The sequence below is a fragment of the Thermomonospora sp. CIF 1 genome (assembly GCF_001896795.1).
Classification (GTDB): domain Bacteria; phylum Actinomycetota; class Actinomycetes; order Streptosporangiales; family Streptosporangiaceae; genus Thermomonospora; species Thermomonospora curvata.
Genome location: NZ_MOYN02000007.1, coordinates 1 through 26589, shown reverse-complemented (window position 1 = coordinate 26589; position 26589 = coordinate 1). Strand labels below are relative to the sequence as shown.

The window sequence follows — 26589 nt, the reverse complement described above, 5'->3', positions numbered from 1 at the left end:
CCGTCGGAGGCGACCAGCTCAGTGGGGGGTGCCGACGAGGTCGGTGACGATGGCGTAGAACTGGCGGTCGATCCACTCCTGGGAGGCGGTGGCCGCGGGAATGCGCTCCGTCTGGGTGACGGGCCTGTGGGAGTCGGGCTCGTAGGTCCAGGTGGTGGCCTGGACGGTGGGACGGCGGGGGTCGTGGACGCGGTGGGTCTGCTCGGCCAGGCGGGTGCCGTCCCAGACGTAGGTGTAGGACTGCAGGACGGTGGTGCCGTCGGCGGTGAGCTGTTGTTTGGCGACGCGGCGGCCGAGCGGGTCGTAGTGGTAGTACCAGCGGGAGCCGTCGGGGACGTCCACGGCGCTGAGACGGTCGTCGGCGTCCCAGTGAAAACGCCAGCGGCGGCGTTTGCCCGACAATGTGACCTGCTCGCGGAGCACGACGCGGCCCTGGGCGTCGTGCTCGTAGCGGGTGCGGCCGGCCGTACGGACGAGAGTGCCGGTGTACTCGCGCGCTCCCGTCTCCGGCTGTTGGTCGGGGACGGCGGCCGAGCCGGCGACATGGGTGAGATTGCCCATGTCGTCGTAGGCGTAGCGTTCGCTCCAGCCATGGGCGGTGACCGCGGCGATGCGACCTCTGGCGTCCAGGCTGTAGACGCGGTCGCCGACGAGGCGGTCGGTGACACCTGTCAAGTTGCCGTCAGGGCGGTAGGCATAGGTGCGGTGCTGCAGCAAGCGCGCCCGGTCGGTGCCGGGGGCGGGGGCGCCCCACAGTGTCTGGCCGGTCAGGCGACCGACGACGTCCCACTGCTGGGCGAGGACGACGGCGGCGTCGATGACGCGCTGGGTCTCCCGGCCGACGGCGTCGTAGGCGAACGTGAGGGTGTGATCGCCCGTCCGCAGCACAGCGGGCAGGCCGGTGGGGGTGTAGGACCAGGCCGTCTGGGCTCCCGAGGGAGTGCGCCGGGCGATGACGCGGCCCACGGCGTCGCGGGTGTAGGCGGTGGTGGCCCCGTTCCAGGTCTCGGCGAGGACCCGGCCCCGCAGGTCGCGGTGGATCTTCAGCTCGATGCCGGAGCCGAAGGCGCGGACCAACCGGCCCATCGCGTCGTAGGCGAACGTGGTGGTGCGGCCGTCGGCGGTCTTTTCCACGACATTCCCGAAGGGGTCGCGGACGTAGCCGACCGTTTGACCGGCGCCGTTGGTGCGGGCGATCAGCCGTCCGGCGGCGTCGGTGGTGTAGGCGATGCTGCGGCCGTTGAAGTCGGTCTCGCCGACCAGATGGCCGGCCGCGTTGTAGGTGTAGCGCCAGGTCAGCCCGGTGTCAGTGGTGACGGTGGTCAGGCGCAGCTCACCGTCGTACTCAAAAGTCAGGCGAGAGCCGTCCGGGCGGACCACCGCGGCGGGCAGGTCCAGTGGGCCGTACTCGGTGCGGGTGGTCTGGCCGAGCCGGTCGGTGTGCTCGACCAGGTTGCCCTCCCCGTCGTAGCGCCAGTGCTCGACGGTGCCGTCAGGCAGCGTCCGTGAGGTCAGGCGGCCTTCGACCGTCCAGGAGAGCGCGGTGACCGCTCCCGTGGGGTCGGTGTAGCGGACAAGGCGTCCCATCGCGTCATAGGACCGGTGGGAAATGCCGCCCTGGGCGTCGGTGATCGTCAGCGGCAGGCCAGCGGCGTTGAGCTCGGCCCGGCTGGTGTGGCCCAGGGGGTCGGTGACTGAGAGCAGCCCGCCGCGGTCGTCGTAGGTGAACGCGGTGACCGCCCCGGTGGGATCGGTCTGGCGGGTCAGATTGCCGCGGTCGTCGTATTCCATCCGCCAGACCGCACCGTCGGGCTGGACGATGCGCGTCGGCAAGTTCAGCTCGTTGTACTCGGCGGCCGACACCGTCCCGTCGGCGTAGCGCACCTGGAGGAGGTTGCCGCGGTCGTCGTAGCGGAAGCGGGTGGTGTGGCCGAGCGGGTCGGTGCGCGACAGCAGCCGGTCGTACTCGTCCCATTCGAAACGGGTCACCGCGCCCAGCGGGTCGGTCTCCTCGACGATCTGGTCGCGCTCGTTGTAGCGGTAGACGGTGCTGTGGCCGAGTGCGTCGGTGACCACGGTGCGGCGGTTGCCGACGTCGTAGGAGAAGACGGCGTTCAGCCTGCCTTGGGAGCCCTCACCGCGGACGGCCCGTCCCTGCTCGTCGTAGGTGTAGCGGTACCAGTGGCCGTTGCGGTCGATCCAGCCGGTCAGGCGGTGTTCGGCGTCGTAGGAGAAGCGCTGGGGGATGCCGGAGGAGTCGGTCACCTCGGTCAGGTCGCCGGAGTCCGGGTCGTACCCGAAGCGGACCAGGGTGGTGCCGTCGGCGGCGCGCAGCGCGGTGATGCGATGGCCGTGCCGCCCCACGGGGGCGGTGTCGATGAGGATCCGGTAACCGGCCGAGTGGCGGACTTCCGCGAGGAGACGGTCCCGGTAGATCAGGTCGATGCGGTTGCCGTTGCGGTCGGTGATGGCCGTCAGGGGGAGCCGCGACCAGCCGGTCTCCTCACTGGGCGGTGGGAAGTGCAGCGTACGGCCCGAGCGGGGATCGGTGAGGCGGTAGCCGCCGTCCGGGGTCAGGGTGAGCGGGTGCCGGGGGCCGGCGCTCGGCATGGCCGCCGCGTCTGGAGCCTGAATGTGCGGATAGCTGCAGACAGTCGCGCCGGCGCCGAGGAAGTGCACCCCTTGGCTGTCGATCTCCAGCGCCTGGTCCAGGGTGGACGCCCAGGAGAGGCCGAACCAGCGCCCCGCCCGGTAGGACGACACGTGTGCCCGTTCCAGGACCAGCGGCAGCACCGCCGGCCAGGCCACGTCCCGCTGCGCCAGCAGTACGTCGCCGGTGACGATGCTGATCGGGTCCCCGCCCTTGGGGGTCCGGTCGATGGGGCGCGCTTGCGACTGCGGGGAGCCTCCCCGGCGCGGGGTCCCCGGAGGGCGTCCGGTCGGCTTGGGCCGAGATCCGGGAGGCGGGAGGGAGGGCCCGCCGCCGTTTCCGCTGCGCCTGGGGGTCGAAAACAGCTCGCCTGCGGCCTTCTCAAAGAGGGTGCTTCCCGGGCCGCCTTCCCTGCCGCCTCTTCTGCCATCCCGCCTGCCGCTAAAGCGGGGTCCTCTCGGCTTACCCATGGTGAAGACTCACTCGAGTGCCCGGCATACAAGTACCAGCCGACACAAATAGTGGACATTTATTGACAGAGGGAAGAACTTACCGGAAAACGCTGTTCAGCGGGGACATTTCGACGCCTCGCTGGGACGTGCGCTCTAGCGCACCGACCGGCCCCTGGGTTCCACCTGCTCCCGATCCCCGGCCTCAGGGCCAAGCCAGCGGCCGGGGTGCAGTCAAGCGGGTAGCCGCGGCGCTGCAATTCGGCGGCGAGAAGGCCGGCACGGCAGGCACCGGGAGTGTCTTTTCGGTCACCACCAATGCGGCGATGTACCGTCCCTAATGGTGCGGGCTCCCGCACACCCGGCCGGGCGAAGCGGCGCCGCCCCGCGTCGCTCCCGGCAGCCGACCGAGTGCCTTTGGTGAGTCGGCGCGGATCTGCGGGACGAGTGGAACATGGTGCCGGTGAAGGCGTCCATGCCGGGCAGCTCGGGCACCGCGGGGTTGCTGAGCTGTCCGCAGGCGGCGACCAGTAGGCCGTACTCGCCGGTCTCGCCGTCCCCGGTGCGCAGCCGCAGGTGCGGCGTCAGCACGTACTTGGTGACGCAGTGCCGCAGGTAGTCCAGGATCTCGGGCTGCTCGGCGAAGCGGCGCGACCAGTCGGGGTTGGGTTCGAAGGAGAAGGAGTACAGGTGGGAGGGGGCGTCACAGGCGGCGCCCGGGTAGGTGTTGTCGCGCCAGACCCCGCCGGGGCCATTCCCCCGGTCGAAGATGACGAAGTCGGCGAAGCCCGCTTTCTTCAGGCCGATGGCCAGGCAGATGCCGCTGAACCCGGCTCCGACGATGGCGATCGACAAGTTCCTGCGCCTCATGCGCGGCTCCCTCGGCGTCCACGCACAACCCGGCGCCGGGTCGTGCCGCCCCCGGCGGGACGTGTCTTAACCGACAGATGTGTCGGTTAGGGTGGACTCAACGGAGAGAGGGAGTCAAGAGCATGGGGGAAACCGCGTCCAAGTCGCGGCTGCGCGCGCCGGCCCGCCGGGCGACGATCATCGAGGCGGCGCTGAAGGTCTTCGCCGGCAAGGGCTACCACGCCGCCTCGCTGGGGGAGATCGCCAAAGTGGCCGGGGTGGCGCGGACGGTGCTGTATGACCACTTCCCCTCCAAGCGGGTGCTGCTGCTGGCGGTCATGCAGGAGCAGAACGCGGCGCTGATGGAGTACGTGGGCGCCCGCATCACCGGCTCAGGCACCCCCGAAGAGCGGATGCGCTCGACGATCGATGCGTTCTTCAGCTTCGCGCAAAGCCGTCCAGAGGCTCGCAAGCTGCTGTTCGGCCAGGCGGACGAGGCCGATCCGGAGATCAGCACCGTCCGGCGCGGCATCCGCGAATCGCACGCACAGGTGGTCACGGCGCTGCTGGCCAACGACATGCGCGCAGTCGGCGTGGACCCCAAAGAGCCGATCGCCGAGGCGATGGTGGAACTCCTCATCGCCGGTCTGGACGGGGTGGCGCAGTGGTGGGAGCGCCACCCGGAGATGCCCAGATCGATGCTGGTGGAGGGCGCGATGCGACTGTTGTGGACCGGGCTGGGCAACGTCCGCTAGGTCCGCCTCTGCTCGGCTTCGGCGGCCGCCGCGGGGCTTGACGCGCCGCGGCGGCTTCTTCATAGTGGGGCGCACCCTTCCATAACCGACATCAGTGTCGGTTATCCGCCCCCTGTGAGGAGTGTGCTGTGGACGACCACACCCCGAACGGATCGACCGAAGGCACGGGCGAGATCGGCCGCCGCAAGTTCGTCACCGGCACGCTGGCCGCCGCCGGTGCCCTCACCGCGGCCGGTGCCCTGGGCATCGGGCAGGCCGCCCCGGCCCTGGCCCGCTCCCGGTGCAAGACCGCCGCAGGCCACCGCGTGGCGGTGTTCGGCGGTGGGATGACGGTCTGACCGTCGCCCACGAGCTGGCCGAGCGCGGCTTTGCGGTGACCATCTACGAACGCAAGGCCTGGGGCGGCAAATGCCGCAGCTTCCCCGCCCCCGGCACCGGCTCCGGCGGCCGCAAGGACCTGCCCGCCGAGCACGGTTTCCGCTTCTTCCCGGGCTTCTACCAGAACATCCCCGACACCATGAAGCGCATCCCGCTGCCCGGCGGCGGGACCGCCTACGACAACTTCGTGGCCGGCAAGGAGGTCGTGGCCTTCTACAACGGCATCAAGATCCCGATCCCGGCGCACGGCAGCATCATCGGCACCCTCAGCCCCGAATCCCTGCAGTTCCTGCGCTCGGCGGTCTCGGTCATCACCTTCATCCCGGCGCATGAGGCGGCGTTCTTCCTGCAGAAGATGATCGCCTTCGTCGCCGGCGGGCCGCAGCGCCGGCTCAAGCAGTGGGAGCACATGAGCTTCTACGACTTCGTCAAGACCGAGGGCAAGTCGAAGGGGTACAAGGAGTTCCTCGTCGACATGTTCACCACCGCCCTGGTGGCGGCCAAGGCCGACAAGGCCAACGCCCACACCATGGGGCTGATGGCCGAGGCATGGGTCTACAGCACCCTGGGCCTGGGCGGCTACGAGGCGCCCGACCGGCTGCTGAACGGCCCCACCAACGAGGCGCTCATCGACCCTTAGGTGGCCTACCTGCGCTCCCTGGGCGTCAAGTTCGAGATCAACGCCACGCTGACCCGTCTCAACGTCGCCGGCGGGAAGATCAGCGACGCCCAGATCACCCGGGCCGACGGCAGCACCGAGACCGTACAGGCCGACCACCACGTGCTGGCGGTGCCGCTGGAACGCGCCGTCCCGCTGCTCAACGACGACATCCTGGCCATCGACCCGAGCCTGCGCACCCTGCGGGAGCTGTCGGTGGACTGGATGAACGGGCTGATGATCTACCTGAAGAAGCCCATCGACCTGGCCAAGGGCCACGTCGCCTACGCGGCCCAGCCGTGGGCGCTGACCTCCACCAGCCAGGCCCAGTTCTGGAAGGAGAAGTTCGGCACCACCTACGGCGACGGCAACGTCAACGACTGCCTGTCCATCGACATCTCCGCCTGGGACGTGCCCGGCGTCATCTACCGCAAGCCCGCCCGCGACTGCACCACCGAGGAGATCTTCAACGAGGTGGTCGAGCAGCTGCGCCGGGCCATCCCGTTCGGCCGGCTCCGGCTGACCGACTCCAACATCCACTCCTATTTCCTCGACCCGGCCATCACCGGCAACGGCACCCCGCACGTCGCCAACGACGAGCCGCTGCTGATCAACAAGCCCGGCTCCTGGTACCTGCGGCCCGAGGCGGCCACCAAGGTGCCCAACCTGTTCCTGGCCTCCGACTACGTGAAGGCCGACATCAACTTGGCCACCATGGAGGGCGCCAACGAGGCCGGACGCAAGGCCGCCAACGCCGTCCTGGAGGCCTCCGGGGTCTCCGAGCCCCCGGCCAAGCTGTACAAGCCGTGGAAGCCCAATGTCTTCAAGCCCCTCCACGACGATGACGACGCCCGCTTCGCCGCGGGCAAGCCCAATGTCTTCGACATCTGGGACCCGCACGTCCCCCGCTGACCGCCCCTTCCTGTACGGGCAGCGCACCGCCCTGGCCGCCGCATGGTCCGCGAGCAGCGCGGTGACAGCACCCACAGCCGCCACGACGCCCTGCTGCGTTCAGCGGTTGCGGCTGAGCAGCCATAGGGCGCGGACGGTGAGGTAGCCGCGCCATTCGAGACCGGAGGCCGGGGAGAAGACCGTGTACTCGACCGGCCAGCCGCCGTCGCCTTGCTGGGCGGCGGCCAGCCGGCGCAGCTCCCCGGCCACGACCTCGGCGGGAAACAGTGCCCGGACGGGACGTCCGGGCAGGGGGGCGAAGTCCAGGGGCCGCAGCGCTTCGTTCTCGGTGCCGCCCTCGACGTGCAGGATTCCATCGGCGGGAAGGTAGGCGCCCAGGCGGGTCAGCAGGGGCGGGGCCTCGGGGCGGGTGTCGTGGACGGCGTCCAGGAACTGCAGGGCGTACATCAGCTCCAAGGCCGGCGGGGCGGTGTCGATGGCGTCGATGGCCCGCAGGCAGTAGTCCGTGGCGCGGGCGAGCCAGGGGTGCTCGGCCACGGCCGGGTCGGTGGCGGCCACCCGGTGGGCCATGCCCGCGACGGCGGCGGTGATGTGCAGCGAGGACGTCGCCGGGTCGGCCCGCACCCACCAGGGGGCGCAGCCTGCGGGGTCGGTGACCGGCAGGGCGAAGGGCAGGCCGCCGTCCGGCAGCGAGACCGCTTCCAGCCAGTCGCACAGGGCCGCCGAATGCGGGGACTTGGCGGGGGCCGCGTCGGCGTAGACCTCCAGGGCGTGCAGGGCGCCGGCGGGCTGGCTTTCGGGGGAGCGCAGATCGGGTTCCAGTCCCCAGCCGTAGCCGCCGTCGGGATTGCGGTAGCCGTCGAGGGCGGCCAGGACGGCGGACGGGTCGCCCTCCCCGGTGATCAACTGGAAGCGGCGGCGGTCCAGGATGCGCGCGTGCGCGGCCATGAAGGACGCGGCCGCGGACAAATCCACTTCGGTCATGATCTCTGCACATACCCACGGGCCTGCGGACGTCCCGTGGGCACCGGACCCCGCCCGGGTGAGAACCTCCCGGACGCGGGTGGTCAGTCGTCGGATATCTGGGCCACCCGCATGACGATCTCGGCGGTGCGGCGGGCGGTCTCCTCGGCTGAGCCGCCGGGCTGGACGATGTGGCTGAGGGTGATCCGGACGACCGCTTCGATGGCCAGGCTGCGGGAGGCGGGGTCCATCTCCGGCCAGACGTCGGCCACGTAGGCGTCGAGCATGGTCTGCGCCGCGTTCAGCAGCTGGTCGGAGCGGACCGTGAGCAGTGCCAGCAGGCCCTCGTTGCCGCTTCGGGCGTTGGTGAGGACGCTTTTGATCAGGGGGTTGTCCGCGGCCTGCTGGAGGGTGAAGCGCACTCCGGCGGTGATCGCGGCGCGCAGGTCGGCGGTGTTGGCGTCCAGTTGTTCCTGGATGCCCACCAGGAAGCGCTCCACCTCGCGCATGATCAGCGCCTCGCCGATCGCCTCCCGGCTGCCGAACTCGGTGTAGACGGTCTGCCGGCTCACCCCCGCGGCGATGGCCAGACGCGTCATCCGCATCTTGTCCCACCCGTCGGCGGCCACCAGTTCATAGGCGGCGTCCAGCAGGCGCTCGCGGAGCAGCGATCGGACCGATTCTCGGTAGCGCGTCATCTCACGGCCATCGTAGACGCCCGGCCGATCACGTCCCTGGTGACGAGCGAAGACCGCCTGCTTACAGCCCACCGTTGTGACCAGGGTCACAATTGACACTTTTTAGGCAGATGTCTAGTTTCTGGACAGAAATTTCAAACCTGTAAGGCAGGTGATGGTCATGACGGTGGCCGCCGACGTCGAGGTGCGCGGTTCTGGCGCGGCCGACGGCGAATGGAAGGACCCCAAGCGGTACCTGTGGCTGCTCGGCCTGCTGGTCCCGGCGATCCCCTTCGGGGCGTGGGGGCTGGTCAACCTCACCGGGCTGGATTTGTTCTGGTGGTTCGGGCTGATAGCGATCTTCGTGATCTTCCCGTTCTTCGACTGGTTCTTCGGTGAGGACCCCACCAACCCGCCCGAGAGCGCGATGAAGCGGCTGGAGAACGACCGCTTCTACATGTGGGCCAACCTCCTGTACATCCCGATCCAGTACGCCTCACTGATCGTCGGCTGCGCGATCCTGGTCCGCGACTCGATGTCGGTGATCGACCGGATCGGGTTCGCCACCACCATCGGCGCGGTGGGCGGCATCGCCATCGCCGCCGCCCACGAGATGGGGCACCGCAAGGAGAAGGTCGAGGTCTTCCTGGCCAAGGTCACCTTGGCGCAGACCGGCTACGGCCACTTCGTCGCCGAGCACAACCGCGGCCACCACGTCCGGGTGGCCACTCCCGAGGACCCGGCCAGCGCCCGGATGGGCGAGTCGTTCTACCGGTTCCTGCCCCGCACCGTCTTCGGTGGCCTGCGCTCCTGCTGGCAGCTGGAGAAGAAGCGGCTGGCCCGCCAGGGCAAGGGCCCGATCAGCCTGCGCAACGACATGATCCAGGGCTGGCTGGCGACGGCCGCGCTGTTCGGCGCCCTGTGCCTGGCCTTCGGCATCGAGCTGCTGCCCTACCTGATCCTGCAGGCGGTCCTCGGCTTCATGATGCTGGAGGTCGTCAACTACCTGGAGCACTACGGGCTGCTGCGGCAGAAGCTCCCCAGCGGGCGGTACGAGCGCACCACCCCCGCCCACAGCTGGAACAGCAACCGGGTGGCCTCCAACGTGCTGCTGTACAACCTGCAGCGGCACTCCGACCACCACGCCAACCCCGGCCGCCGCTACCAGATGCTGCGGCACTTCCCCGAGGCCCCGCAGCTGCCGGCCGGCTACGCCACGATGATCCTGCGGGCCCTGGTGCCGCCGTGGTGGTTCCGCGTCATGGACAAGCGGCTGCTGGAGCACTACGACGGCGACATCACCCGCTGCAACGTCCACCCGGCCAAGCGCGAGAAGCTCATGGCCCGCTACGGCGCCGCCGCCGCCCGCTGATCGAACGAAAGAGGTCCCCCTATGAGCGAGCAGCCCTACCGGACCTGGCAGTGCCTGGGGTGCGGTTGGATCTACGACGAGGCCGAAGGATGGCCGGAGGAGGGCATCCCGCCCGGCACCCGCTGGGAGGACATCCCCGACGACTGGTGCTGCCCGGACTGCCAGATGGCCAAGTCCGACTTTGAGATGGTCGAGATCACCCGCGCCTGATCCCGCGACGTTGCGGGGCGGCGGCCCGGCGAGTCGGGAACCGGGCCGCCGCCCCGGCCGGTCCTCCAGATGACCCCGGCCGAGCCTGCTTGCCGCTCCCCCGGCCGATCACTTTCCGGTAGTCGTACTCCAGGGGATTGAGGCGGGCCGACCAGACGCAAGCCGTCCAGCCCGCCGGCCGGGTCTCCAGTGCCCGGATCGCCGCCCGGGACGCCGCCCAGTCGCTCGATACTCCGCTTTCGTGGATCTCCCCGTCCTCGCCGCGGACTTCCCACGGAAACAGCTCAAGCCCGTCGAGAGAAGCCGTCATCGCATCCCCCGGCTGGGCCCGTAGTAGGCCTGGACCTCGCGGACCCGGGCCGGCAGATCAGCCGGGGTGCGGCCTTCGACCAGCCCGAACCAGGGGTAGGGCGGGCGGGGCATCGCCCACCAATGGCGGGTGTGGTGCCCGTACCAGACCAGCCACTGCCTGCCGATCTGACGCTGCAGATCAGCCAACACATCCGGGCCACATGCGTCTGCGGCGGTGGGCTCAGGGGCATGGGCTGGTGATCTGGTGTGGGGTACCGTCGTACTCAACCACGACCTCCATTCGTGGCCAGGTCCCGGAGTTCCCCGCTGTCCGCCCAGCGGGCCGGGGTCGCTTGTGTCTCACAACACAATCCGCTTCCGATTGGCCACGGAGTGCCATGGTTCGTGGCACCTGAAGGTCACACCAGCAGTCCCACCCGTTCGGCCAGGTCCCGCGCCGGTGCCCGCAGCGGGCCGGGCTTGCCCGCGTACTCGGTGATCATCTGCCGGGCGTAGCCGTTGAACCGGATCGTCTCCGGCGCGGTCGCGTACCCGTCCGCCAGCGCATCGACCGCGGCGGCGTGGTCACCGGCCGTCTGCCAGGCGCGCGCCACTTCGACCAGGTGACGGCCGCGGCGGGGCTGGGAGGGGATCGCGGCGGCGGCGTGCCGGGCCGCTTGGCGGCGGCTTTCTCCGCTCTGCCGCAGCTCCACCGCGAGCGTGACGGCGTGGGCGCCCATCACCACCCGGGAGAACGAGGTGAGCGGGTCGTAATGGTCGGCGGGCAGGGACCGGGCGATCTCCTCTGCCCGGTCCCACCAGCCCCACGCCGTGCCCTTCTGCCCGGCCCGGGCCGCGGTGTACGCGGCGGCGGCGTGCAGCGCTCCCCACATGGCGCGAAGGTCATCGCCCCCTTGCTCCAGACGTGGCCGCAGCAGCTCCATGCCGTCACGGATGACCTGTTCGGCCGCATCCAGGTCGCCGGCGTCCCGGTGGGCTTCGGCCAGCAGCCACACCGCCCCGCCGATCGTCCGGGGTTCCTCGGCCTCTTGCGCGGTCAGCAGCGCCCGCTCGGCCACCCGCCACAGCAGGCCGCTGTCGGGCTGGTAGGCGACGAAGAACTGCGTGAGGTTGTACACCTCGGCCAGCAGTGCCAGAGCCCGTCTGCGGTCGTCTCCGCCGTAGGCGTAAGCGGCGTGCCGGGCGTCGCGGATCAGCTCCGGCAGCAGCCCGCCCAGCACGGTGCGATGGTCGGGGGCGGCGTGCCGGGCCCGCCATGCGGCGGCCACCCGTGCGGCCAGGTGGTCAAGGCGGGGTGGGGCGGTGTCCGGTACGCCGATGGCGTTGATCGCGTCCCGGACGGCCGGCAGCGCCGGATGACCGGGGCCGCGGAAGGTGCTGGTCGGCATGGGTTGCCCGCCGAGGAGCTGCCCGAGGTCGCGGATCTTGAGCGCTTCGGCGATCGCCAGCAGGACCGGCAGCTTGGGCGTCTGAAGCCGGCCGGATTCGACTGCCCGCACCCACCGGCCGGTCTTGCCGACCAGCCCGCCAAGCACTTCGCGGGACATGCCCCGCTTGGTCCGGTAGTACTGGATTCGTTTGCCGACCGGCAGGTTCGGATCGACCGGTTCGGTGCTACGGTCACGCATAGGTCCCGCCCCTTCGGTGAGAGTCGCGCATTTCTCACCGTAGGGTCGGGACCTCGCTTGTGTTAGAGCCTCGCGGGGAGGCGGCCTAAGGGGCTAGAGCACGGTCCTTACCGCCCGCCGCACCAGGCCTGTGCACAATCGCAGCTCAAGTGAGTCAGGCACCCAGGTGCCCAGCCGGGTGGGCGCCTGCCCTCCTTACGGTGCCCTGCATGCGGCACGTCGTCTTCACCCCGGTGTGAGCCCGTTATCAGGCTCACTGATGCGTTGCGCGAGGCCACCGAGGCGGGTGAGTGGGGCCGGGCGCCACGCTCTTGTCATGAATGCCCGAAAAATCCACAGGCTGTGGATAACTGGTTTCTTTCCATGCTTCGCCCGTACCGGTCACCGCACCCGGAACAACGCCGTGACCTGGGACGATGCAGAATCGGGCAGTGCCCTCCCGCGCCCAGAGCGCGGGAGGGCACATGTTGAAAAAGGTTCGGTCCGCCCGGTGGACGGCGCCGTCCACCGGGGGGCTGAGGAACGGGCGTCAGCGGACGTCGACGTAGTCGCTGCCGCTGGTGACGCCGAAGAACTTGGGGCCGCCGGCGAACTTGACGCGCCAGTAGCCGTCCTTCCGGGCGATGAACTTCCGGCGGAACCAGCCCTTGCCGTTGGTCGTCACGACGGCCTTGCGGACCCACTTGGAGGTGCCGCGCGCCCGGAACCAGATGGAGACCTTCCGCTTGGCCAGGGGACGCCAGGCGGTGCCGTTGTGGTAGTGAAGCCGGCCCACGACGGTCAGCTTCTTGCCCTTCTTCCTGGGCTCGGGGCCGGCGTTCACCTTGGTGAAGCCGGTGCGGGCCTGGGCGGCGAGCTTGCGCAGGGCTTTCAGGGAGCCGTTGAAGACGCTCGGGTTGCCGGTGGCGCCGGTGCCGGCCGCGTACTGCCAGAAGGTGTAGGTCTTCCATCCGGCGGGCGGGGTGACGGGCCCAGAGCCGTAGTGCGCCTGCCAGAGGGGGTGGTTGCCGAAACTGGTGTTGTTGTTAGTGCATTTGTTCCACCAGTAGGCGTTGGTGTAGATGATGGGGTAACGGCCGGTGCGCTTGCGGTAACGATTGCTGAAGGCGCGGATCCAGCCGACCATCTGGGCGGGCTTGAGGCCGTAGCAGGTGTCCAGCCCGTTGTCGTAGGGGTTGAACTCGATGTCGAGCACACCGGGGAGCGTCCCGCCTCCCGTGCTCCAGCCGCCGCCGTTGTTGATGAAGTAGTCCGCCTGCCGGGCGCCGCCCGACTTGTGCGGCAGGGCGAAATGGTAGGCGCCCCGGATCAGGCCGGCCTTGCGCGCCCCGTTGTACTGGTCCTTGAAGTAGGGGTTGACGTAGCCGCTGTCGGGGTCGCCCTTGACCTTGGCGCCTTCGGTGGCCTTGACGAAGGCGAAGCGCACGCCGCTTTGCTTGAGCGCCGCCCAGTCGACGTTCGGCCCCTGGTAGCTGGAGACGTCCACGCCCTTCAGCCCGGCCGGGACCTGCGCGGCCCCGACCCCGCCGGCCCGTCGCTCGGGGTTGCCGGCCCCGGCGTACGCCTCACCGGGACGCAGCCCGTGCCCCGGCGTCGGCGCGGCGGCCGCCGCACCGGCCGCCATGACGGCGGCGGAGACGCCCATGGCGACAACGGCTGTCAGACGCTTCATCCACTTTCCAATCGTCGGGGAACCATGAACCGCTCCGGGCCTGCGGGGCGACGGCCCGAATGGACGCAAGGTCCCGCCGGCCGCCGAAGACCGGCGCCCGCTGAGCGAGAGATGCCAGGAGCGATGAACCTGTGACGATTGAAGAGTAATGAAACTTATGCGAAAAGTGCGGCCGTACGGCGGCCGGATGCGGCCGTCCGGAATCCGGGCATCCGGGACGACCGCCTACAGACGACGTGCTACCGCCGCCCTGCCACGGGCGGCCCCGATGGCGCCGGCGAGGCGGCCGCATGAGATCCACCGGGAGCGCCGCAACGCGCAAACCAGCCGGTCGGACGCCACGGAGGTTTCCGCTCCCCGACGCTTCGGGACGGGGTGGGTCACTCCTTCAGTGCCCGCTGCTCGGCGCGGCGTTCCTCCTCGCGGACGGCCCGGTCGCCGTTGGGGTGCGGGGCGACCGGCCTGTACAGGTCGCGCAGGAAGTGGCGGTTGAGGCTCAGCCTGAGCCTGCCGATGCGCCCGCGTTCGGCGGGCGGCCGGACGCCGGCACGAGCGGGGGCCTCCAGCGGGACCGCCGCCGGCGGGCGCTCGTCGGTGATCGGCGAGGCGGCCTCCTTCGACAGCGGCACCTCCAGCTCGCTGAAGCGGCCCTCGGGGGCCATGCGGATGACGCCGGTCTCCAGGCCGTGCTCGATGAGCTGCCGGTCGCGGCGCTGCAGGCCCAGGCAGACGCGGTAGGCGACGATGTAGGCCAGCACCGGGCCGATGAAGATCGCGAACCGGAAGAACCAGGTGGTGCCGTACAGGTTGAAGTTGAACCGGTCGGCGATGACGTCGTTGGCGCCGGCCAGCCACAGCAGTCCGTAGAAGGTGACCCCGGCCATGCCGATGCCGGTGCGGGCGGGCACGTCGCGGGGCCGGTCCAGCAGGTGGTGGGTCCCGTGGTCGCCGGTGATCCAGCGTTCGATCCACGGATACAGATACAGCCCCACAAACAGCACACCGGGCACGACCAGCGCGGGGATGAGGACGCTCAGCGGCACGGTGTGCCCCCACAATGTGATCTCCCAGGCCGGCATCAGCCGCAGCGAGCCCTCCAGGAACCCCATGTACCAGTCCGGCTGGGAACCGGCGCTGATGGCGCCCGGGTCATAGGGGCCGTACAGCCACACCGGGTTGATCTGGAAGAACGTCGCCATGAACGCGGCGACCGCGAACGTCCAGAACAGGTAGGCGGTGGTCTTGGCGATGAACACCGGCATGAAGGGGTAGCCCCGCTGCGTGGTGTTGGTGGCGCCCCGGCCGGGGAAGGTGGTGTGGGTCTGCCGCCAGGTCAAGATCACCGCGTGCAGCGGGATCAGCGCCAGCAGCAGGGCCGGGATCAGCAGGATGTGCACCACGTACAGGCGGGGGATGATCTCCTCGCCGGGGTACAGGCCGCCGAAGATGAACATCGCCAGGTAGGTGCCGACCAGCGGGATGCCCAGCACCACCCCGTGCAGGATGCGCAGGCCGGTGCCCGACAGCAGGTCGTCCGGCAGCGAGTAGCCGAACAATCCGTTGAGCATCACCAGCAGCAGCAGCGTCACCCCGATCACCCAGTTGAGCTCGCGGGGTTTGCGGAACGCCCCGGTGAAGAAGTTGCGCAGCAGGTGGGCCAGGATCGCGGCGATGAAGATGACGGTGGACCAGTGGTGGATCTGCCGCATCAGCAGCCCGCCGCGCACGTCGAAGGAGATGTGCAGGGTCGAGGCATAGGCCTCCGACATCTCCACCCCGCGCAGCTTGGTGTAGGAGCCCTCGTAGACGACCGGGGCCATGCTGGGTTTGAAGAACAGCGTCAGGAACACCCCGGTCAGCAGGACGATCACGAAGGAATAGAGCGCGATCTCCCCCAGCAGGAAGCTCCAGTGGTCGGGGAACGCCTTCTTGATCGCCTTGACGCCCCAGCGTCCACCGCCGAGCCGGTCATCGATCGCCCGGCCCATGCCCCTCAGCGCCGCGGGGGCCTGTCCGGGCTTTTGCGGATTCGTCACGCCAGCCCCTCCCGACCTGCGGATACGTGGCCGCGGCCTGCGGAGCACCGCGGTTTTCGCCTCCTACCCGGACCGGGAGGGGACCGAACACGCCACCGTCACCGAAAGTCGCCGCCGGAACACGCAGGCGCGGGAACGTCCCTTGCCGGCGCCCTTTCCGGAACGGCCGCGGCGGTGCCCGTTCGCAGATCCGGAAGGTCATCGTTTTCTCTGCGACCGGCAAAGAGTCGCCGGGACGGGGCCGGCGGGCCGCCCGTGAAAGCCCGCCGGCCCCGCGTCACCGCCTCCTTTCCGGCGTCCGGGTTCGTAGGCTCCGGCGATCCCGGGCCGGGCCGCGGGAACGGCGGGGAGCACTCACCGCCTTGCCGTTCCCGCGGGCAGGGGGCGGGACGTCCTGGTCGAGGCCCCCTCACCGGGGCAGCAGCCGCTTGAGGACCTTGCCCGTGGAGGTGCGGGGCAGCTCCTCGACGAACACCACGTCGCGGGGGACCTTGTAGCGGGCCAGGTTGGCCGAGACGTACCGGCGCACCTCCTCCTCGCCCAGCGCGGTGTCGGCGGCGACCACATAGGCGCGCAGGCGCTGCCCGAACTCCTCGTCGGGGACGCCGACGACGGCGGCCTCCCGGATGCCGGGGTGGCCGGCCAGCAGCTCCTCGACCTCGGCCGGGTACACGTTCTCCCCGCCCGAGACGATCATGTCGTCGGCGCGGCCGTCGATGAACAGCCGCCCGGCGGCGTCCAGATGTCCCAGGTCGCCGACCGCCATCAGCTTCCCGGCCGTGGGCTTGGTCCCGCCGCCGGTGTAGCCGGCAAAGCGCAGCGGGCTGTCGATGTGGATCTGCCCGGTGACGCCCGGCGGCACCTCCCGGCCGGATGCGTCCAGGATCTTCACGGTGGTGCCGAGGGTGGGACGGCCCACGCAGCCGGGGGCGGCGCGCAGGTCCTCGGGGGTGGCGATGCTGATGCTGGAGGCCTCGGTGGAGCCGTAGAAGTTGTAGAGCACCGGGCCGAAGCGGGCCATGACCCGTTCGGCCAGGGCGGGGGACAGCGCGGCGCCGCCGGTGGCGATGATCCGCAGCCGCAGCCTCGGCCGGTTCTCGCGGCGGGCGTCGGCGGCCAGCAGCCGCGACAGCATCACCGGCACCGCCACCAGCGCCCGGACCCGGTGGCGTTCCAGCAGGTCCAGCACGGCGTCGGCGTCGAAGCGGCGGCGCAGCAGCAGCACCGAGCCGGTGCCCAGGGTGACCAGCATGGCGGTCAGGCCCCAGCCGTGGAACATCGGCGGCCCGACGAAGACGCTCTCACCGGGGCGGAAGGGGATGCGGTGCACGATGCCGACGGGCAGCCACGCCGCGCTCGGCCCGGAGGAGCGCGGGGCGCCCTTGGGGGCGCCGGAGGTGCCGCTGGTGAGGATGACCAGGGAGCCGTGCCGGCCGGGGGCGGGGGGCGGGGCCGGGTCGCCTTCGGCGATGAGCCGTTCCAGATCGCCGCCGCCGGGCCGGTCGGTCCAGGCGACGAAACGGCCCTGCGGGGCGGGGGCGCCGGCGGCCACCGGCGTGAACTCCTCGTCGTGGACGAGGGCGGTGACGCCTTCGCGTTCGACGGTCTGCGCCAGTTGCGGGCCGCCGAAGTCGGTGTTGAGGAACAGCACCCCGGCGCCGATCTTGGCGGCGGCGGTCATGGCGTCCAGCAGGCCGCGGTGGTTGCGGCACAGGATGCCGACGCGGCTGGCGGGGCCGAGCCCGCGCGCCCGCCAGGCGTTCGCCAGCGCGTTGGAGCGGCGTTCCAGGTCGGCGAAGGTGAGCGTGCCGTGCTCGTCCACCAGCGCGGTGCGGGAGCCGAAGCGCAGCGCGTTCATGGTGGCGGCCGCGCCCAGCGGCCCGTAGGCGCGCAGCGCGCGGATCGACGGCGCCACCGCCCGCGGCGGCAGGCCGAGCAGCCCGGCTCGCCGCGCGGCGGTCAGCCCTTCGAGGACCTGGCGGATGCGGGACATGGACGGGCCTTTCCGGACGTTCAGCGGGCGGCGCGGGCGCGGGCGAAGGCCTTGCGGGCCTGCGGGAAGTAGCGCACCGCCTCCGGCAGCAGCGGCCAGTGGCGGCCCGCGCGCCGCACCCGGGCGGCAAAGCGCCGGTAGCGGCGTTCGTCCTCGGCGCTCCAGGGCAGCTCCAGCAGCTCGCGGGCCCGTGGCGGCAGGCCGCCGATGGTCAGGAAGGAGGCGGCCTTGTTCAGCGGCGGGCTGACGGCCCGCCACAGCTTTTTGGGGAAGCGGCGGGGGGCGGGCAGGCCCTTGGTGGTGTAGCCGACGCCGTAGCGGGCGGTCTTGTGGGCGATGAGGACCTCTTCGAGCATGTGCTTCCAGTACGCCTGGAAGCCCTCCCAGTCCTCGGGCATGGGCCGGTCGCTGACCCCGTACATGCGGTACCAGGTCTTGGACTCCTCGTAGATCCGCCGTTTCTCCGCCTCGTCGAGGGGACGGATGAACGTCTCGACCCCGTAGATCATGTGGTCGACGAACGTGGCATGCGCCCAGTAGTAGGTCTCCGGGTCCAGGGCGTGGTAGCGGCCGCCGCCGGGCAGCTCGCCCTTGACGTGGTGGTGGTAGTCGCGGACCTGCCGTCCTATGGCGGGGGCGTCCTCGCCGCCGTAGACGGTGTTGAGGATGGGGCCGGCCGAGCGCTTGAGCCGGGCGAAGGTCTCGGAGAAGAACACCGAGTGCTCCAGCACGCCCTGGCCGAGGGCGGGCAGCATGTTCTGCAGCACGGCGGCCCGGGGACCGACCAGCAGCAGCCGGGTGTCCCCGAAGAACCGCCAGGTCAGCGAGTCCGGGCCGAGCGGGGTCACTTCGGTCGAGGGCACCTTGCAGGCCTTTCCGGTACTGCCGCGGGCGGCGGGCTCATCCGACAGGAAGGTAAGTGGACATTTACTCAAAAATGTCTCACCGGTCTCGGCGCTGTCAACGTGACCTCCCCCATGCCGGACGGCCGCCGGATCGACACGCCGCGCCCGGTGTGCTTGCCTGACGGTGTTTCCGAAGAAAGGGAGGAGATGGACGGCACACGGCCCCAGGTCCTGCGGTATGCGGCCTTCACCCGCGACCCCGCCGGCGGCAACCCGGCCGGCGTGGTGCCGGACGCCGCCGGCCTGCGGGAGGAGGAGATGCTGTCCATCGCCGCCGAGGTGGGCTACTCCGAGACCGCCTTCCTGACCGCCCCGCCGGACGGCCCCGGGCGGTCCTTCACCGTCCGCTACTTCGCCCCCGAAACGGAAGTGCCGTTCTGCGGGCACGCCACCGTCGCCGCCGCGGTCGCCCTGGCCGAACGGATCGGACCCGGCCCGCTGGAGTTCGCCACACGGTCAGGCCCCGTCCCGGTCGAGGTGGAACAAGAGGCCGACGGGACGCTGCGGGCCACGCTGACCAGCGTCGAGCCCTACGTGGAACAGGTGCCCGACCAGGACGTGTCCCAGGCGCTGGCCGCCCTGCACTGGAGGCCGGACGAGCTCGACCCCGCCTTGCCGCCGCGCATCGCCTTCGCCGGAGCCCGGCACCTGGTGCTCGCGGCGGCCACCCGGGCGCGGCTGGCCGCACTGGACTACGACTTCGACGCCCTGCGGGCGTTCATGACCGCCCGGGACCTCACCACGCTGCACCTGGTCTGGCGGGAGTCGAAGCACGTCTTCCACGTCCGCGACCCCTTCCCGGTCGGCGGCGTGCGGGAGGACCCGGCGACCGGCTCCGCCGCCGCGGCGTTCGGCGCCTACCTGCGCGAACTGGGACTGGTGGACGCAACGGCCACGGTGACGCTGCACCAGGGACAGGACATGGGACGCCCCGCCCTGCTGCGCGTGGACCTGCACGAAGGGGACCGGCGAGTACGCGTGTCGGGCACGGCCGTCCGCATCCCCCGCTGAAGCGCCCCTTCAAACATAGGGGCGGGCACCGCCCGAATTAGGGGGTTCTTTAGGGGTGCTCACCGCTACCGAACCGTCCCTGAGCTGCGGAATCGTCGTAGGTGCCGACCTTGTGACACCGCTTCCGGCAAGGAGACACCGCGATGACCACGACCGACCGCAGCGACGCCCTGGTCGAGCGCTTGTTCAGTGCTGCGCTCGGCGCCCTGGAGCTCTACTCCATCTACCTGGGCGGCGAACTGGGCCTGTACGCCGCCCTCGCCGAGCACGGCCCGCTCACCGCGGGCGAACTGGCCGACCGCACCGGCATCGCCCCCCGCTACGCCCGCGAATGGCTCGAGCAGCAGGCCGTCGCCGGGCTGCTCAACCTCGCCCCCGGCTCCGGCGAGCGCCGCTACCTGCTGGCCCCCGACCACGCCCGGGTGCTGCTGCACGCCGACGACCTGTCGCACGTGGCGCCGTTCGCCCACATGCTGGCCGGCATCGGCGGGGTGCTGCCCCAAGTCGTCCAGGCCTACCGCACCGGCGGCGGGGTGCCGTACGAGTCCTACGGGACCGCCTTCCGCCACGGGCAGGGCCGCATCAACCGGCCCGCCTTCACCCACGAGCTGCCCACCTCCTGGCTGGCCGCGCTGCCCGACGTGGCGGAGCGGATCAACGGCGCCGACCGTCCGCGCATCGCCGACGTGGGCTGCGGCCAGGGCTGGTCGAGCCTGGCGCTGGCGCGCGCCTTCCCCAACGCCTGGGTGGACGGCATCGACGCCGACGCCGCCTCCATCGAGGACGCCCGCCGCCACGCCGCCGAGGCCGGGCTGGACGGCCGGCTCCGCTTCCGCTGCGAGGACGCCGCCAAGCTCGCCGACGGCCCCTACGACCTGATCGTCATCCTGGAGGCCCTGCACGACATGGCCCGTCCCGTGGACGCGCTGCGCGCCGCCCGCGCCGCGCTCGCCGACGGCGGCGCCGTGCTGGTGGTGGACGAGCGGGTCGCCGAGGAGTTCACCGCCCCCGGCGATGAGGTGGAACGCATGATGTACGGCTGGAGCGTCACCCACTGCCTGCCCAGCCAGCTCGCCGAGCCGGGCTCGGCCGCGCTGGGCACCGTCCTGCGCTCGAGCACCCTGCGCCGCCTCGCCGAGGAGGCCGGCTACTCCCAGGTGCAGATCCTGGACGTGGACAACGACTTCTTCCGCCTGTACCGGCTCAACCCCTAAAGCGGCCCGCAAGCCCCATCGGCGGCCGGGTGCGGGGCTCCCGGCCGCCGATGTTCCACGTCCGCGAGGGGGATGCCGGGCCGCGGCGATGCGGGACGTACGGTGGGGAGAGGGCATTCGCCGTGTGCAAAAGGAGATCGCCGGTGCGTCCAGATTCCACCGTCCCATCGCTGCGGCTCGGCGGGCGGCCGCTGCCCGCCATCGGGCACGCCAGGATGTACGTCTGCGGGATCACCCCGTACGACACCACCCACCTCGGCCACGCCAGGACGTTCGTGTGGGCCGACGTGGCCGCCCGGGTTCTCCGCCACGCCGGCAACACCGTGAAGGTCTGCCGCAACGTCACCGACGTGGACGACGTGCTGACCCGCGCCGCGCAGCGGGCCGGCAGCCCGTATGACAGCTTCGCGGCCGTCCAGCAGTACTACTTCGAGCAGGACATGGCCGCTCTCGGCGTGCACTCGGTCACCCACCAGCCGCGCGCCCACAACTACATCCGGGAGACGATCGCGCTCGCCCAGGCCCTGCTCGACCTCGGCCACGCCTACCTGCGGGAGGGCGCGGTCTACTTCCGGGGGGCGCACGTGCCCGGGCAGGCCGGCCTGGACCGGCAGACCGCCCTGGACCTGCTGGCCGAGTACGGCGACGACCCCGAGGACCCGCGCAAGGACGACCCCTTCGACATCGCGTTGTGGCGTCCCTCCGAAGCCGGCGAGCCCGCCTGGCCCAGCCCGTGGAGCGCGGGCCGCCCCGGCTGGCACGCCGAGTGCGCCTCCATGGCCCTGGCGATCTTCGGCCCCGCCCTGGACCTGCACGCCGGCGGCGCCGACCTGCGCTTCCCCCACCACGCCTACGAGAGCGCCCTGGCGGAGGCGATGACGGGCGTGCGGCCCTTCGCCCGCGCCTGGCTGCACGTCGGCATGGTCAGCAAGGACGGCGCCAAGATGGCCAAGTCCACCGGCAACCTGGTCTTCGTCGCCGACCTGCTGAAAGAGCACCCCGCCTCGGTGCTGCGGCTGGCGTTGCTGTCCACCCCGTGGGCGCAGGAGTGGCACTACACCCCGGGCGACCTGTCGGCCGCGGCCGCCCGCCTGGACCGCCTGCACACCGCGGCCGGCCGCCCAGGCTCCTCCCCCGCCGCCGACGAGGCCGTCACCGCCGCGCTGCTGGACGACCTGAACGTCGACGCCGCCTTGAACATCGCCGAACAGGAAGGCGGCCGCACCGCCCGCACCGCCTTGAGCGTCCTCGCCCTGGAGTGAGCCCGCCGGTGCCCGCGGACGGCCGCCGTCAGCCCGGCCGCTGGACCAGGCGCGCCCGCAGCCCGGCGAGAACGTCCGGGGACACGCCCGCCTCCCGCAGCAGGTAGTTCTCGATCGTCCCGTGCCGTTCCTTCAGCGTCGCCAGCACGGCGGCCATGGCCTGGCGGGAGGTGTCGAGGGCGGCGCGGAAGCGTTCGACGTCGATGCCGGTGCCCGCCAGCGCCGTCCGCAGCTGCTCCAGCTGGGGCGCGCTGTAGTAGACGGCGCTGAGCTCATAGTCGTCCAGCACCGTCCGCTCATCGACGCCCAGCGCCGACAGCAGCAGCGCCGCCCCGATCCCGGTGCGGTCCTTGCCCGCGGTGCAGTGGATCAGCGCGGGCAGCCCACCGGGCTCGGCCAGACCGGTCAGCAGCCGCCCGAACGCCGCCGCCTCGGTCTCGGCCATGGCGTGGTAGACCCGGACGAGAAAATCGCCGGGCAGCGCCGTCCTCTGCCCCGCGATGACCTCCTGAACGATCTGCTCGGTCTTCGCCGCCGCCCCGCTGATGGCGATCCACTCCCGGCGAACGCCCTCCGGCAGCGCCGAAGGGGCGTGCGCTCGTTCCTCGTCGGTACGCAGGTCGTAGGCGGTGCGCAGCCCGAGCCGGGCGATGACCTCCAGATCGGCCGGGGTCAGCAGGTGCGGGACGTCCGACCGGTAGACCAGCCCCCAGCGGACGCGCCCACCGTCGGCCGTGCGATAACCCCCGAGGTCACGGAAATTGCTGAGCCCTTCCATTCTCAGCAACCGCTCAGCGGCCACGACCGCGGCACCCCCGACCGGCGCCACCGACACGTAATGACGCCCCGGCCCCAGCCCCTGCAGCGACACCCGCGTGGCCCCCTCGACACGGGCCACCGGCTCATCGCAGCGGATCGACTCCGGCGACGGCCCGACCGCGACCTCAACCGGCCCGTCCCAGGCGGGCTCCCAGGACACCTCAAGATCGCCCCGCCCGTTCCCGACGACCTCGACGTGCACCACCATCGCCCGCATCAGCCTCCCCAGGCCGCACTCGCCCACCGGTTCACCGCCTTGGCGAGCTCCGCGACCCTCCCGTTGAAAACACCTCAGATCGGGCCCGACCGCCCGACCGACTGCAGTCTCCTCTCTTCCGCCCCCTCACGGGAAATTCCGCCTGCAACGGCAAGCGCCAGACGCACCGGCGCTCGAGACGAACGATCCTTGCAGACAAACCGCGACATACGTCTCTGTTGAGCCGGCCATCTCAGCATCACCCGGCTCGTGCCACCCCCGTACGAGAGGGCTGCCGAGCCGGTCCACGGCGTCCTCGACAGACAGGCTGCCCGTACGGAAAATCCGCTCGGGCCCCTCGAACGGCACCGCATTCCCCAAAGGATCCTGGTCGAGCACTGGACCTCGGCGGATCACGGCGCACGCGCCATGGCCTTGGCCTTCGCCACCGAAGGCACCATCGCCGCGGTCGGTGACGCCGTCTACCGGCCCCTGTTCGACCTCATCATCGGCATCGTCGCCGAGGGCCAAGCCTCAGGCGAGCCCACCACTCCCCTGCCGCCCGGCTCATCATGACCGACCTCGCCGCGTCCACCGCCATATGGCTCTCCGGGAAATCCCCCGGCGACCGACACCCTCAACGCCCTGCTATTCGGCATGGTCTAGCACTGCAGGGCGCTTGCATCCAGGTAGGGCCGGATGACGAAACGGGCCGCCGGGCAGGGCGGGAGCGATCTCAAGCGCACCCGATCCGCGTCGCTCTTGAGGCCGAGTGAAGCCGGGCACCCCGGGAGAGCACGGCCACCGGTCGTGGCGCCAGATTTTCCGATACATGCATGGACGGGCGTCTCAGCCCAATATGACGCTTGGGCGAGCGACCGCGATCACTGATATGGGATTCCTCGCAGGACAAACGACCCCAACAGCACTCAGGGTGAACGCCGCACCGTTCCACACATTTCCTCTGGTTGCCCACAAAATGCCACCTCAGTGCCACCTTGTGAGAGCCGTCTACCCCGAGCTCAGAACCCGACAGATTCCCCTCACTCTAGGAATATCCCCCAAGCCAGGTCCGGACCATCTCGATCTCTTCTTCCGTCAAGATTTCCCCATCGACGCGAGTGAGAACATTGTTCACGAAAGCCTCTCCGATCTCCGCCGCAGTGGGCGGGGGCTGACGGTACAGCGGGCATCCGCCGAACGCGGCTCCCCGCACAACGAAGGAGACGCTGTTGCGATTGATGGCGAACCCCTGTTCCCGAAGCCGGTCTCGCGTCCAGCTCGTGCACTGCGTCAAATTGAACTGATGGGAACTGGCATAGTCGGCCAGCGTCTGATAGATCATCGGCCACCAGCCCTGTGGCAGCCGGGGCAGATTGATCAACGCCGTCAGGCGTTCCACGGGCTCCGGCAGGGTGACGCGCGGTACCGTGGCCACCGCGTCCGCGGGGGGAGAGTGCCGACTCTCATCCCATATCTCATGCTTCGACATTCGCAGATTGGGAAGTTTCAAACTTTCCACCGCCCGTGCGAAACCGCCGAAGCCGAACCAGCCGGTTTCGTCGATCACCGGTCCCAGCTCACTGCGCAGCTGGGCCGCCAAATTCGCCATGTTCAGGGGCTCGGAAGCATTATTGTATTTGTCGGCGACCACTGAGCGGAAGTATTCATACGCCCTGGCATGGTCGCTCGGCACAGCACCGGCGTATGTGTGATCACCGCCGATGCCATCGAGCTCGGCGGCCACGGCATCGTACTCATCGTCCTCGACGCCGACCGGTTCGCCTTGAACCAGCTCCAGTAGCTGCTGACCATTTATCGTGCGGTCGGCGATCGAAATGAACGCCTCGGCCGCGTCCACCGATGACATGACCACGGTCCGCCGGTCGGCCCTGCGCAGCCGCTGCAGCAATGGTGTCATGTCGGAATCGCCGGAGGCGATGACGAACTCATCGTACGTGACGTCGGCCGATAGCGCATCGACGACGTCCACGGCGATCCTGATGTCCGCACCGTTCTTCGTGGCGTTGTAGCGAGGGCAGTCAATGACTTCGAAACCGGCACTAATAAACGAGGATCTGAATCGAAAAAACTGCAGCCGTGACGGCTCTCCCAGCGGGGGATGGTAATCCACCCAGCCGGCCGGGTTGAGATAGCAGCGCAGCACCAGCCAACGCCGCGGAGCATCCACCGTCAGCGTGGTCGACAGACGTTGCAGCCATACTCCCGGGTTGCTTGCGAACTGGATCGCCACATCCGGATCCAGCTTAAAAAGCCCACCGAACACATTATCAAAGTCAAGATAAAATGCAGCCCGAGAGTATCGCACAAAAATAATCTACAACAGGATGACAGAAAAATCAATGCCCAGTTCTTCAAAACCCCCACCCACAAGAACCCGCCCCTTGGCGGCCCCACTCCGAGCTTCCATTGTTTTGGCCGTCCGTATACAGCAGAACGGGAATTCCCAAATCCGGCACCCCTGCCGGAGACTCGATGGCCGCCCAGAAAGGATCACGGAAGAAGAACAAGAGCCGGCCACGGGCATAGTGAACAGATCACTCACCTCATGCTTGCGTTGACTCCGGCCAGCCGTCCAGGTGATCAAGGAGGGTTCCACCGGCAATGGCGTACAAGAACGGTCCTGACAATGCGGATCATGGTCTGGGAGCCGGTACGAGATCACGTGGCCGCAGGCTGGACGGCGACTCTGAAGAGTGTGCGCCTCAGGCCCTGATTCCACTGGGCGAAGCAAGGCGTGGCCGAACGGTACCTGCTGGGGTCTCAGAGAGATCTTGGGATGGCTTCAAGGCCGCACCGGCCAGGTTCGATCCCGGCGAACGCCCTTGCGGACACCTCGCGCATGGGATTCCGCACCCGGCCCCGTCCGCCAGGAGACAAGGAGCGTTCAGGCGAACTCTGCCACCGGAGCCGCTGCGCATCCCGATCGTGAGCAGATCATTCACCCGCCCCAACCGGTGAACCTTCGCCAATACGGGCCCAAGACACCGAGAAGGTCGCGACAGGGCCCTGTACTGCGACCTTCTAGGTCACGGCATCGCCCCTGACCGCGACGTCCTCGTCTCGACCTACCGAGACGGCGTGTTGAAAAGGTTCAGTGCGTTCAACCGGCAAGCCGCCGAGACCGCCAGTGGCAGTGCAATCCCCAAAGCAGGGACCTACTCCAGCCGTCCCGCCCAACACCCGCATACGAGCTGTGAACATGGCATGCCGAAGAATTCACTGGACGACGGGAGCTCCAAGCAGATCCAGCCGACCCTGCCCGTCTCCGGGCGCCCAGTCGCCGCTCAGGCAGCCGTCCCAAGCATTCCGACTGGAAATCCATCAATGGGAGAGGTGGCAGCCCGGCAAGCCAAGATGCTCCCCCGGCGACGAGTCACGCACGAACGAGTAGAGCCGCATCCGCTGCTCATATCCACAGCGACCACAGGGGTCCGGCCGCGATCGTGCAGTCACCCGGTGTGTGCCCCCAACGGGATTCGAACCCGTGCTACCGCCTTGAAAGGGCGGCGTCCTAGGCCGCTAGACGATGGGGGCCTGACGGCTGCGTCGTCTCCGTCAGCATAGGGGAGAACTTGTCCTCACGCCTAAACAAAAACTCTAGCGGGACGGGCCGGGGGTCGGTGACGCGGGTGGGGGCGTGGTGG

The 26589-nt window shown here is 69.9% G+C and carries 22 protein-coding genes and 1 tRNA gene; 10 read left to right on the top strand and 13 right to left on the bottom strand.

Annotated features, from left to right (window positions below; all coding sequences use genetic code 11):
- Positions 1-18 precede the first annotated feature (18 nt).
- Positions 19-3120 carry a DUF6531 domain-containing protein gene (locus BUE48_RS02825; RefSeq protein WP_083789752.1) on the bottom strand — a complete coding sequence of 1034 codons (3102 nt, stop codon included), beginning with the start codon at positions 3118-3120 and terminating at the stop codon, positions 19-21.
- 288 nt (positions 3121-3408) lie between these two features.
- Positions 3409-3969, bottom strand: coding sequence for a flavin-containing monooxygenase (locus tag BUE48_RS02820; RefSeq protein ID WP_012850945.1), 561 nt, complete (start codon positions 3967-3969; stop codon positions 3409-3411).
- Positions 3970-4091: 122 nt separating this feature from the next.
- Between BUE48_RS02820 and BUE48_RS02815 the strand changes: the two genes are divergently transcribed.
- From BUE48_RS02815 to BUE48_RS02800, 4 genes are all read left to right on the top strand, one after another.
- The gene (locus tag BUE48_RS02815; RefSeq protein ID WP_012850944.1) at positions 4092-4703 is read left to right on the top strand and encodes a TetR/AcrR family transcriptional regulator; all 612 of its coding nucleotides are present in this window, start codon (positions 4092-4094) and stop codon (positions 4701-4703) included.
- Positions 4704-4831: 128 nt separating this feature from the next.
- Entirely contained in the window at positions 4832-5041 is a 210-nt protein-coding gene (locus BUE48_RS02810) for a hypothetical protein (RefSeq protein ID WP_217265445.1), read from the top strand.
- Positions 5042-5076: 35 nt separating this feature from the next.
- Entirely contained in the window at positions 5077-5721 is a 645-nt protein-coding gene (locus BUE48_RS02805; RefSeq protein WP_245536960.1) for an NAD(P)/FAD-dependent oxidoreductase, read from the top strand.
- Positions 5722-6651: an FAD-dependent oxidoreductase gene (locus BUE48_RS02800; RefSeq protein ID WP_217265443.1), complete on the top strand. Its 930-nt coding sequence runs from the start codon at positions 5722-5724 to the stop codon at positions 6649-6651.
- A gap of 99 nt (positions 6652-6750) precedes the next feature.
- Here the strand turns inward: BUE48_RS02800 and BUE48_RS02795 are convergent, their stop codons facing one another.
- Positions 6751-7635 (bottom strand): hypothetical protein, encoded by an 885-nt coding sequence (locus BUE48_RS02795; RefSeq protein WP_012850943.1) that lies wholly within the window; start codon positions 7633-7635, stop codon positions 6751-6753.
- An 83-nt stretch (positions 7636-7718) separates the two neighbouring features.
- Positions 7719-8312 carry a TetR/AcrR family transcriptional regulator gene (locus BUE48_RS02790; protein WP_012850942.1) on the bottom strand — a complete coding sequence of 198 codons (594 nt, stop codon included), beginning with the start codon at positions 8310-8312 and terminating at the stop codon, positions 7719-7721.
- 160 nt (positions 8313-8472) lie between these two features.
- On the opposite strand from BUE48_RS02790, the gene BUE48_RS02785 reads away from it, so the two are divergent.
- Positions 8473-9663, top strand: coding sequence for an alkane 1-monooxygenase (locus BUE48_RS02785; protein ID WP_217265442.1), 1191 nt, complete (start codon positions 8473-8475; stop codon positions 9661-9663).
- 21 nt (positions 9664-9684) lie between these two features.
- Positions 9685-9873: a rubredoxin gene (locus tag BUE48_RS02780; protein ID WP_012850940.1), complete on the top strand. Its 189-nt coding sequence runs from the start codon at positions 9685-9687 to the stop codon at positions 9871-9873.
- Positions 9874-10179: 306 nt separating this feature from the next.
- Here BUE48_RS02780 and BUE48_RS02775 read toward each other — a convergent pair whose 3' ends face one another.
- From BUE48_RS02775 to BUE48_RS02750, 6 genes are all read right to left on the bottom strand, one after another.
- A complete protein-coding gene (locus BUE48_RS02775) occupies positions 10180-10371 on the bottom strand; it encodes a hypothetical protein (protein WP_245536959.1) in 192 nt (63 codons plus the stop codon).
- A gap of 212 nt (positions 10372-10583) precedes the next feature.
- Complete coding sequence (locus BUE48_RS02770; protein ID WP_286988700.1) at positions 10584-11813, bottom strand: helix-turn-helix domain-containing protein; 1230 nt, start codon at positions 11811-11813, stop codon at positions 10584-10586.
- Positions 11814-12342: 529 nt separating this feature from the next.
- On the bottom strand, positions 12343-13485 hold the full coding sequence (locus BUE48_RS02765; RefSeq protein ID WP_286988697.1) for a GH25 family lysozyme: 1143 nt from the start codon (positions 13483-13485) through the stop codon (positions 12343-12345).
- Positions 13486-13865: 380 nt separating this feature from the next.
- Positions 13866-15521, bottom strand: a complete 1656-nt coding sequence (gene qcrB, locus BUE48_RS02760; RefSeq protein ID WP_012850935.1) for a cytochrome bc1 complex cytochrome b subunit — start codon at positions 15519-15521, stop codon at positions 13866-13868.
- A gap of 409 nt (positions 15522-15930) precedes the next feature.
- Positions 15931-17514 carry an AMP-binding protein gene (locus tag BUE48_RS02755; RefSeq protein WP_286988695.1) on the bottom strand — a complete coding sequence of 528 codons (1584 nt, stop codon included), beginning with the start codon at positions 17512-17514 and terminating at the stop codon, positions 15931-15933.
- Between the two features lie 20 nt (positions 17515-17534).
- Positions 17535-18377, bottom strand: coding sequence for an oxygenase MpaB family protein (locus BUE48_RS02750; RefSeq protein ID WP_286988693.1), 843 nt, complete (start codon positions 18375-18377; stop codon positions 17535-17537).
- A 189-nt stretch (positions 18378-18566) separates the two neighbouring features.
- On the opposite strand from BUE48_RS02750, the gene BUE48_RS02745 reads away from it, so the two are divergent.
- The 3 genes from BUE48_RS02745 to BUE48_RS02735 all read left to right on the top strand — a co-directional run bounded on the left by BUE48_RS02745 (position 18567) and on the right by BUE48_RS02735 (position 21906).
- The gene (locus BUE48_RS02745; RefSeq protein WP_012850932.1) at positions 18567-19430 is read left to right on the top strand and encodes a PhzF family phenazine biosynthesis protein; all 864 of its coding nucleotides are present in this window, start codon (positions 18567-18569) and stop codon (positions 19428-19430) included.
- A 143-nt stretch (positions 19431-19573) separates the two neighbouring features.
- Complete coding sequence (locus BUE48_RS02740) at positions 19574-20644, top strand: class I SAM-dependent methyltransferase (protein ID WP_286988690.1); 1071 nt, start codon at positions 19574-19576, stop codon at positions 20642-20644.
- A 143-nt stretch (positions 20645-20787) separates the two neighbouring features.
- Positions 20788-21906, top strand: coding sequence for a class I tRNA ligase family protein (locus BUE48_RS02735; RefSeq protein WP_012850930.1), 1119 nt, complete (start codon positions 20788-20790; stop codon positions 21904-21906).
- Between the two features lie 28 nt (positions 21907-21934).
- Here BUE48_RS02735 and BUE48_RS02730 read toward each other — a convergent pair whose 3' ends face one another.
- Positions 21935-22969 carry a tyrosine-protein phosphatase gene (locus tag BUE48_RS02730; RefSeq protein WP_286988688.1) on the bottom strand — a complete coding sequence of 345 codons (1035 nt, stop codon included), beginning with the start codon at positions 22967-22969 and terminating at the stop codon, positions 21935-21937.
- 222 nt (positions 22970-23191) lie between these two features.
- Between BUE48_RS02730 and BUE48_RS02725 the strand changes: the two genes are divergently transcribed.
- Positions 23192-23497 carry a hypothetical protein gene (locus BUE48_RS02725; RefSeq protein WP_148232905.1) on the top strand — a complete coding sequence of 102 codons (306 nt, stop codon included), beginning with the start codon at positions 23192-23194 and terminating at the stop codon, positions 23495-23497.
- 472 nt (positions 23498-23969) lie between these two features.
- On the opposite strand, the gene BUE48_RS02720 is transcribed toward BUE48_RS02725, so the two are convergent.
- Both BUE48_RS02720 and BUE48_RS02715 read right to left on the bottom strand, forming a co-directional pair.
- On the bottom strand, positions 23970-25250 hold the full coding sequence (locus BUE48_RS02720; protein WP_012850927.1) for an NYN domain-containing protein: 1281 nt from the start codon (positions 25248-25250) through the stop codon (positions 23970-23972).
- Positions 25251-26406: 1156 nt separating this feature from the next.
- Positions 26407-26479 (bottom strand) — tRNA-Glu (locus BUE48_RS02715).
- Between the last annotated feature and the right edge of the window lie 110 nt (positions 26480-26589).

Excerpts from the sequence above, each read along its gene's own strand:
- BUE48_RS02780 (WP_012850940.1), top strand. The coding sequence starts at position 9,685 with ATGAGCGAGCAGCCCTACCGGACCTGGCAGTGCCTGGGGTGCGGTTGG.
- BUE48_RS02785 (WP_217265442.1), top strand. The coding sequence starts at position 8,473 with ATGACGGTGGCCGCCGACGTCGAGGTGCGCGGTTCTGGCGCGGCCGAC.
- BUE48_RS02825 (WP_083789752.1), bottom strand. The coding sequence starts at position 3,120 with ATGGGTAAGCCGAGAGGACCCCGCTTTAGCGGCAGGCGGGATGGCAGA.
- BUE48_RS02755 (WP_286988695.1), bottom strand. The coding sequence starts at position 17,514 with ATGTCCCGCATCCGCCAGGTCCTCGAAGGGCTGACCGCCGCGCGGCGA.
- BUE48_RS02745 (WP_012850932.1), top strand. The coding sequence starts at position 18,567 with ATGGACGGCACACGGCCCCAGGTCCTGCGGTATGCGGCCTTCACCCGC.
- BUE48_RS02765 (WP_286988697.1), bottom strand. The coding sequence starts at position 13,485 with ATGAAGCGTCTGACAGCCGTTGTCGCCATGGGCGTCTCCGCCGCCGTC.
- BUE48_RS02770 (WP_286988700.1), bottom strand. The coding sequence starts at position 11,813 with ATGCGTGACCGTAGCACCGAACCGGTCGATCCGAACCTGCCGGTCGGC.
- BUE48_RS02790 (WP_012850942.1), bottom strand. The coding sequence starts at position 8,312 with ATGACGCGCTACCGAGAATCGGTCCGATCGCTGCTCCGCGAGCGCCTG.
- BUE48_RS02795 (WP_012850943.1), bottom strand. The coding sequence starts at position 7,635 with ATGACCGAAGTGGATTTGTCCGCGGCCGCGTCCTTCATGGCCGCGCAC.
- BUE48_RS02815 (WP_012850944.1), top strand. The coding sequence starts at position 4,092 with ATGGGGGAAACCGCGTCCAAGTCGCGGCTGCGCGCGCCGGCCCGCCGG.
- BUE48_RS02820 (WP_012850945.1), bottom strand. The coding sequence starts at position 3,969 with ATGAGGCGCAGGAACTTGTCGATCGCCATCGTCGGAGCCGGGTTCAGC.
- BUE48_RS02740 (WP_286988690.1), top strand. The coding sequence starts at position 19,574 with ATGACCACGACCGACCGCAGCGACGCCCTGGTCGAGCGCTTGTTCAGT.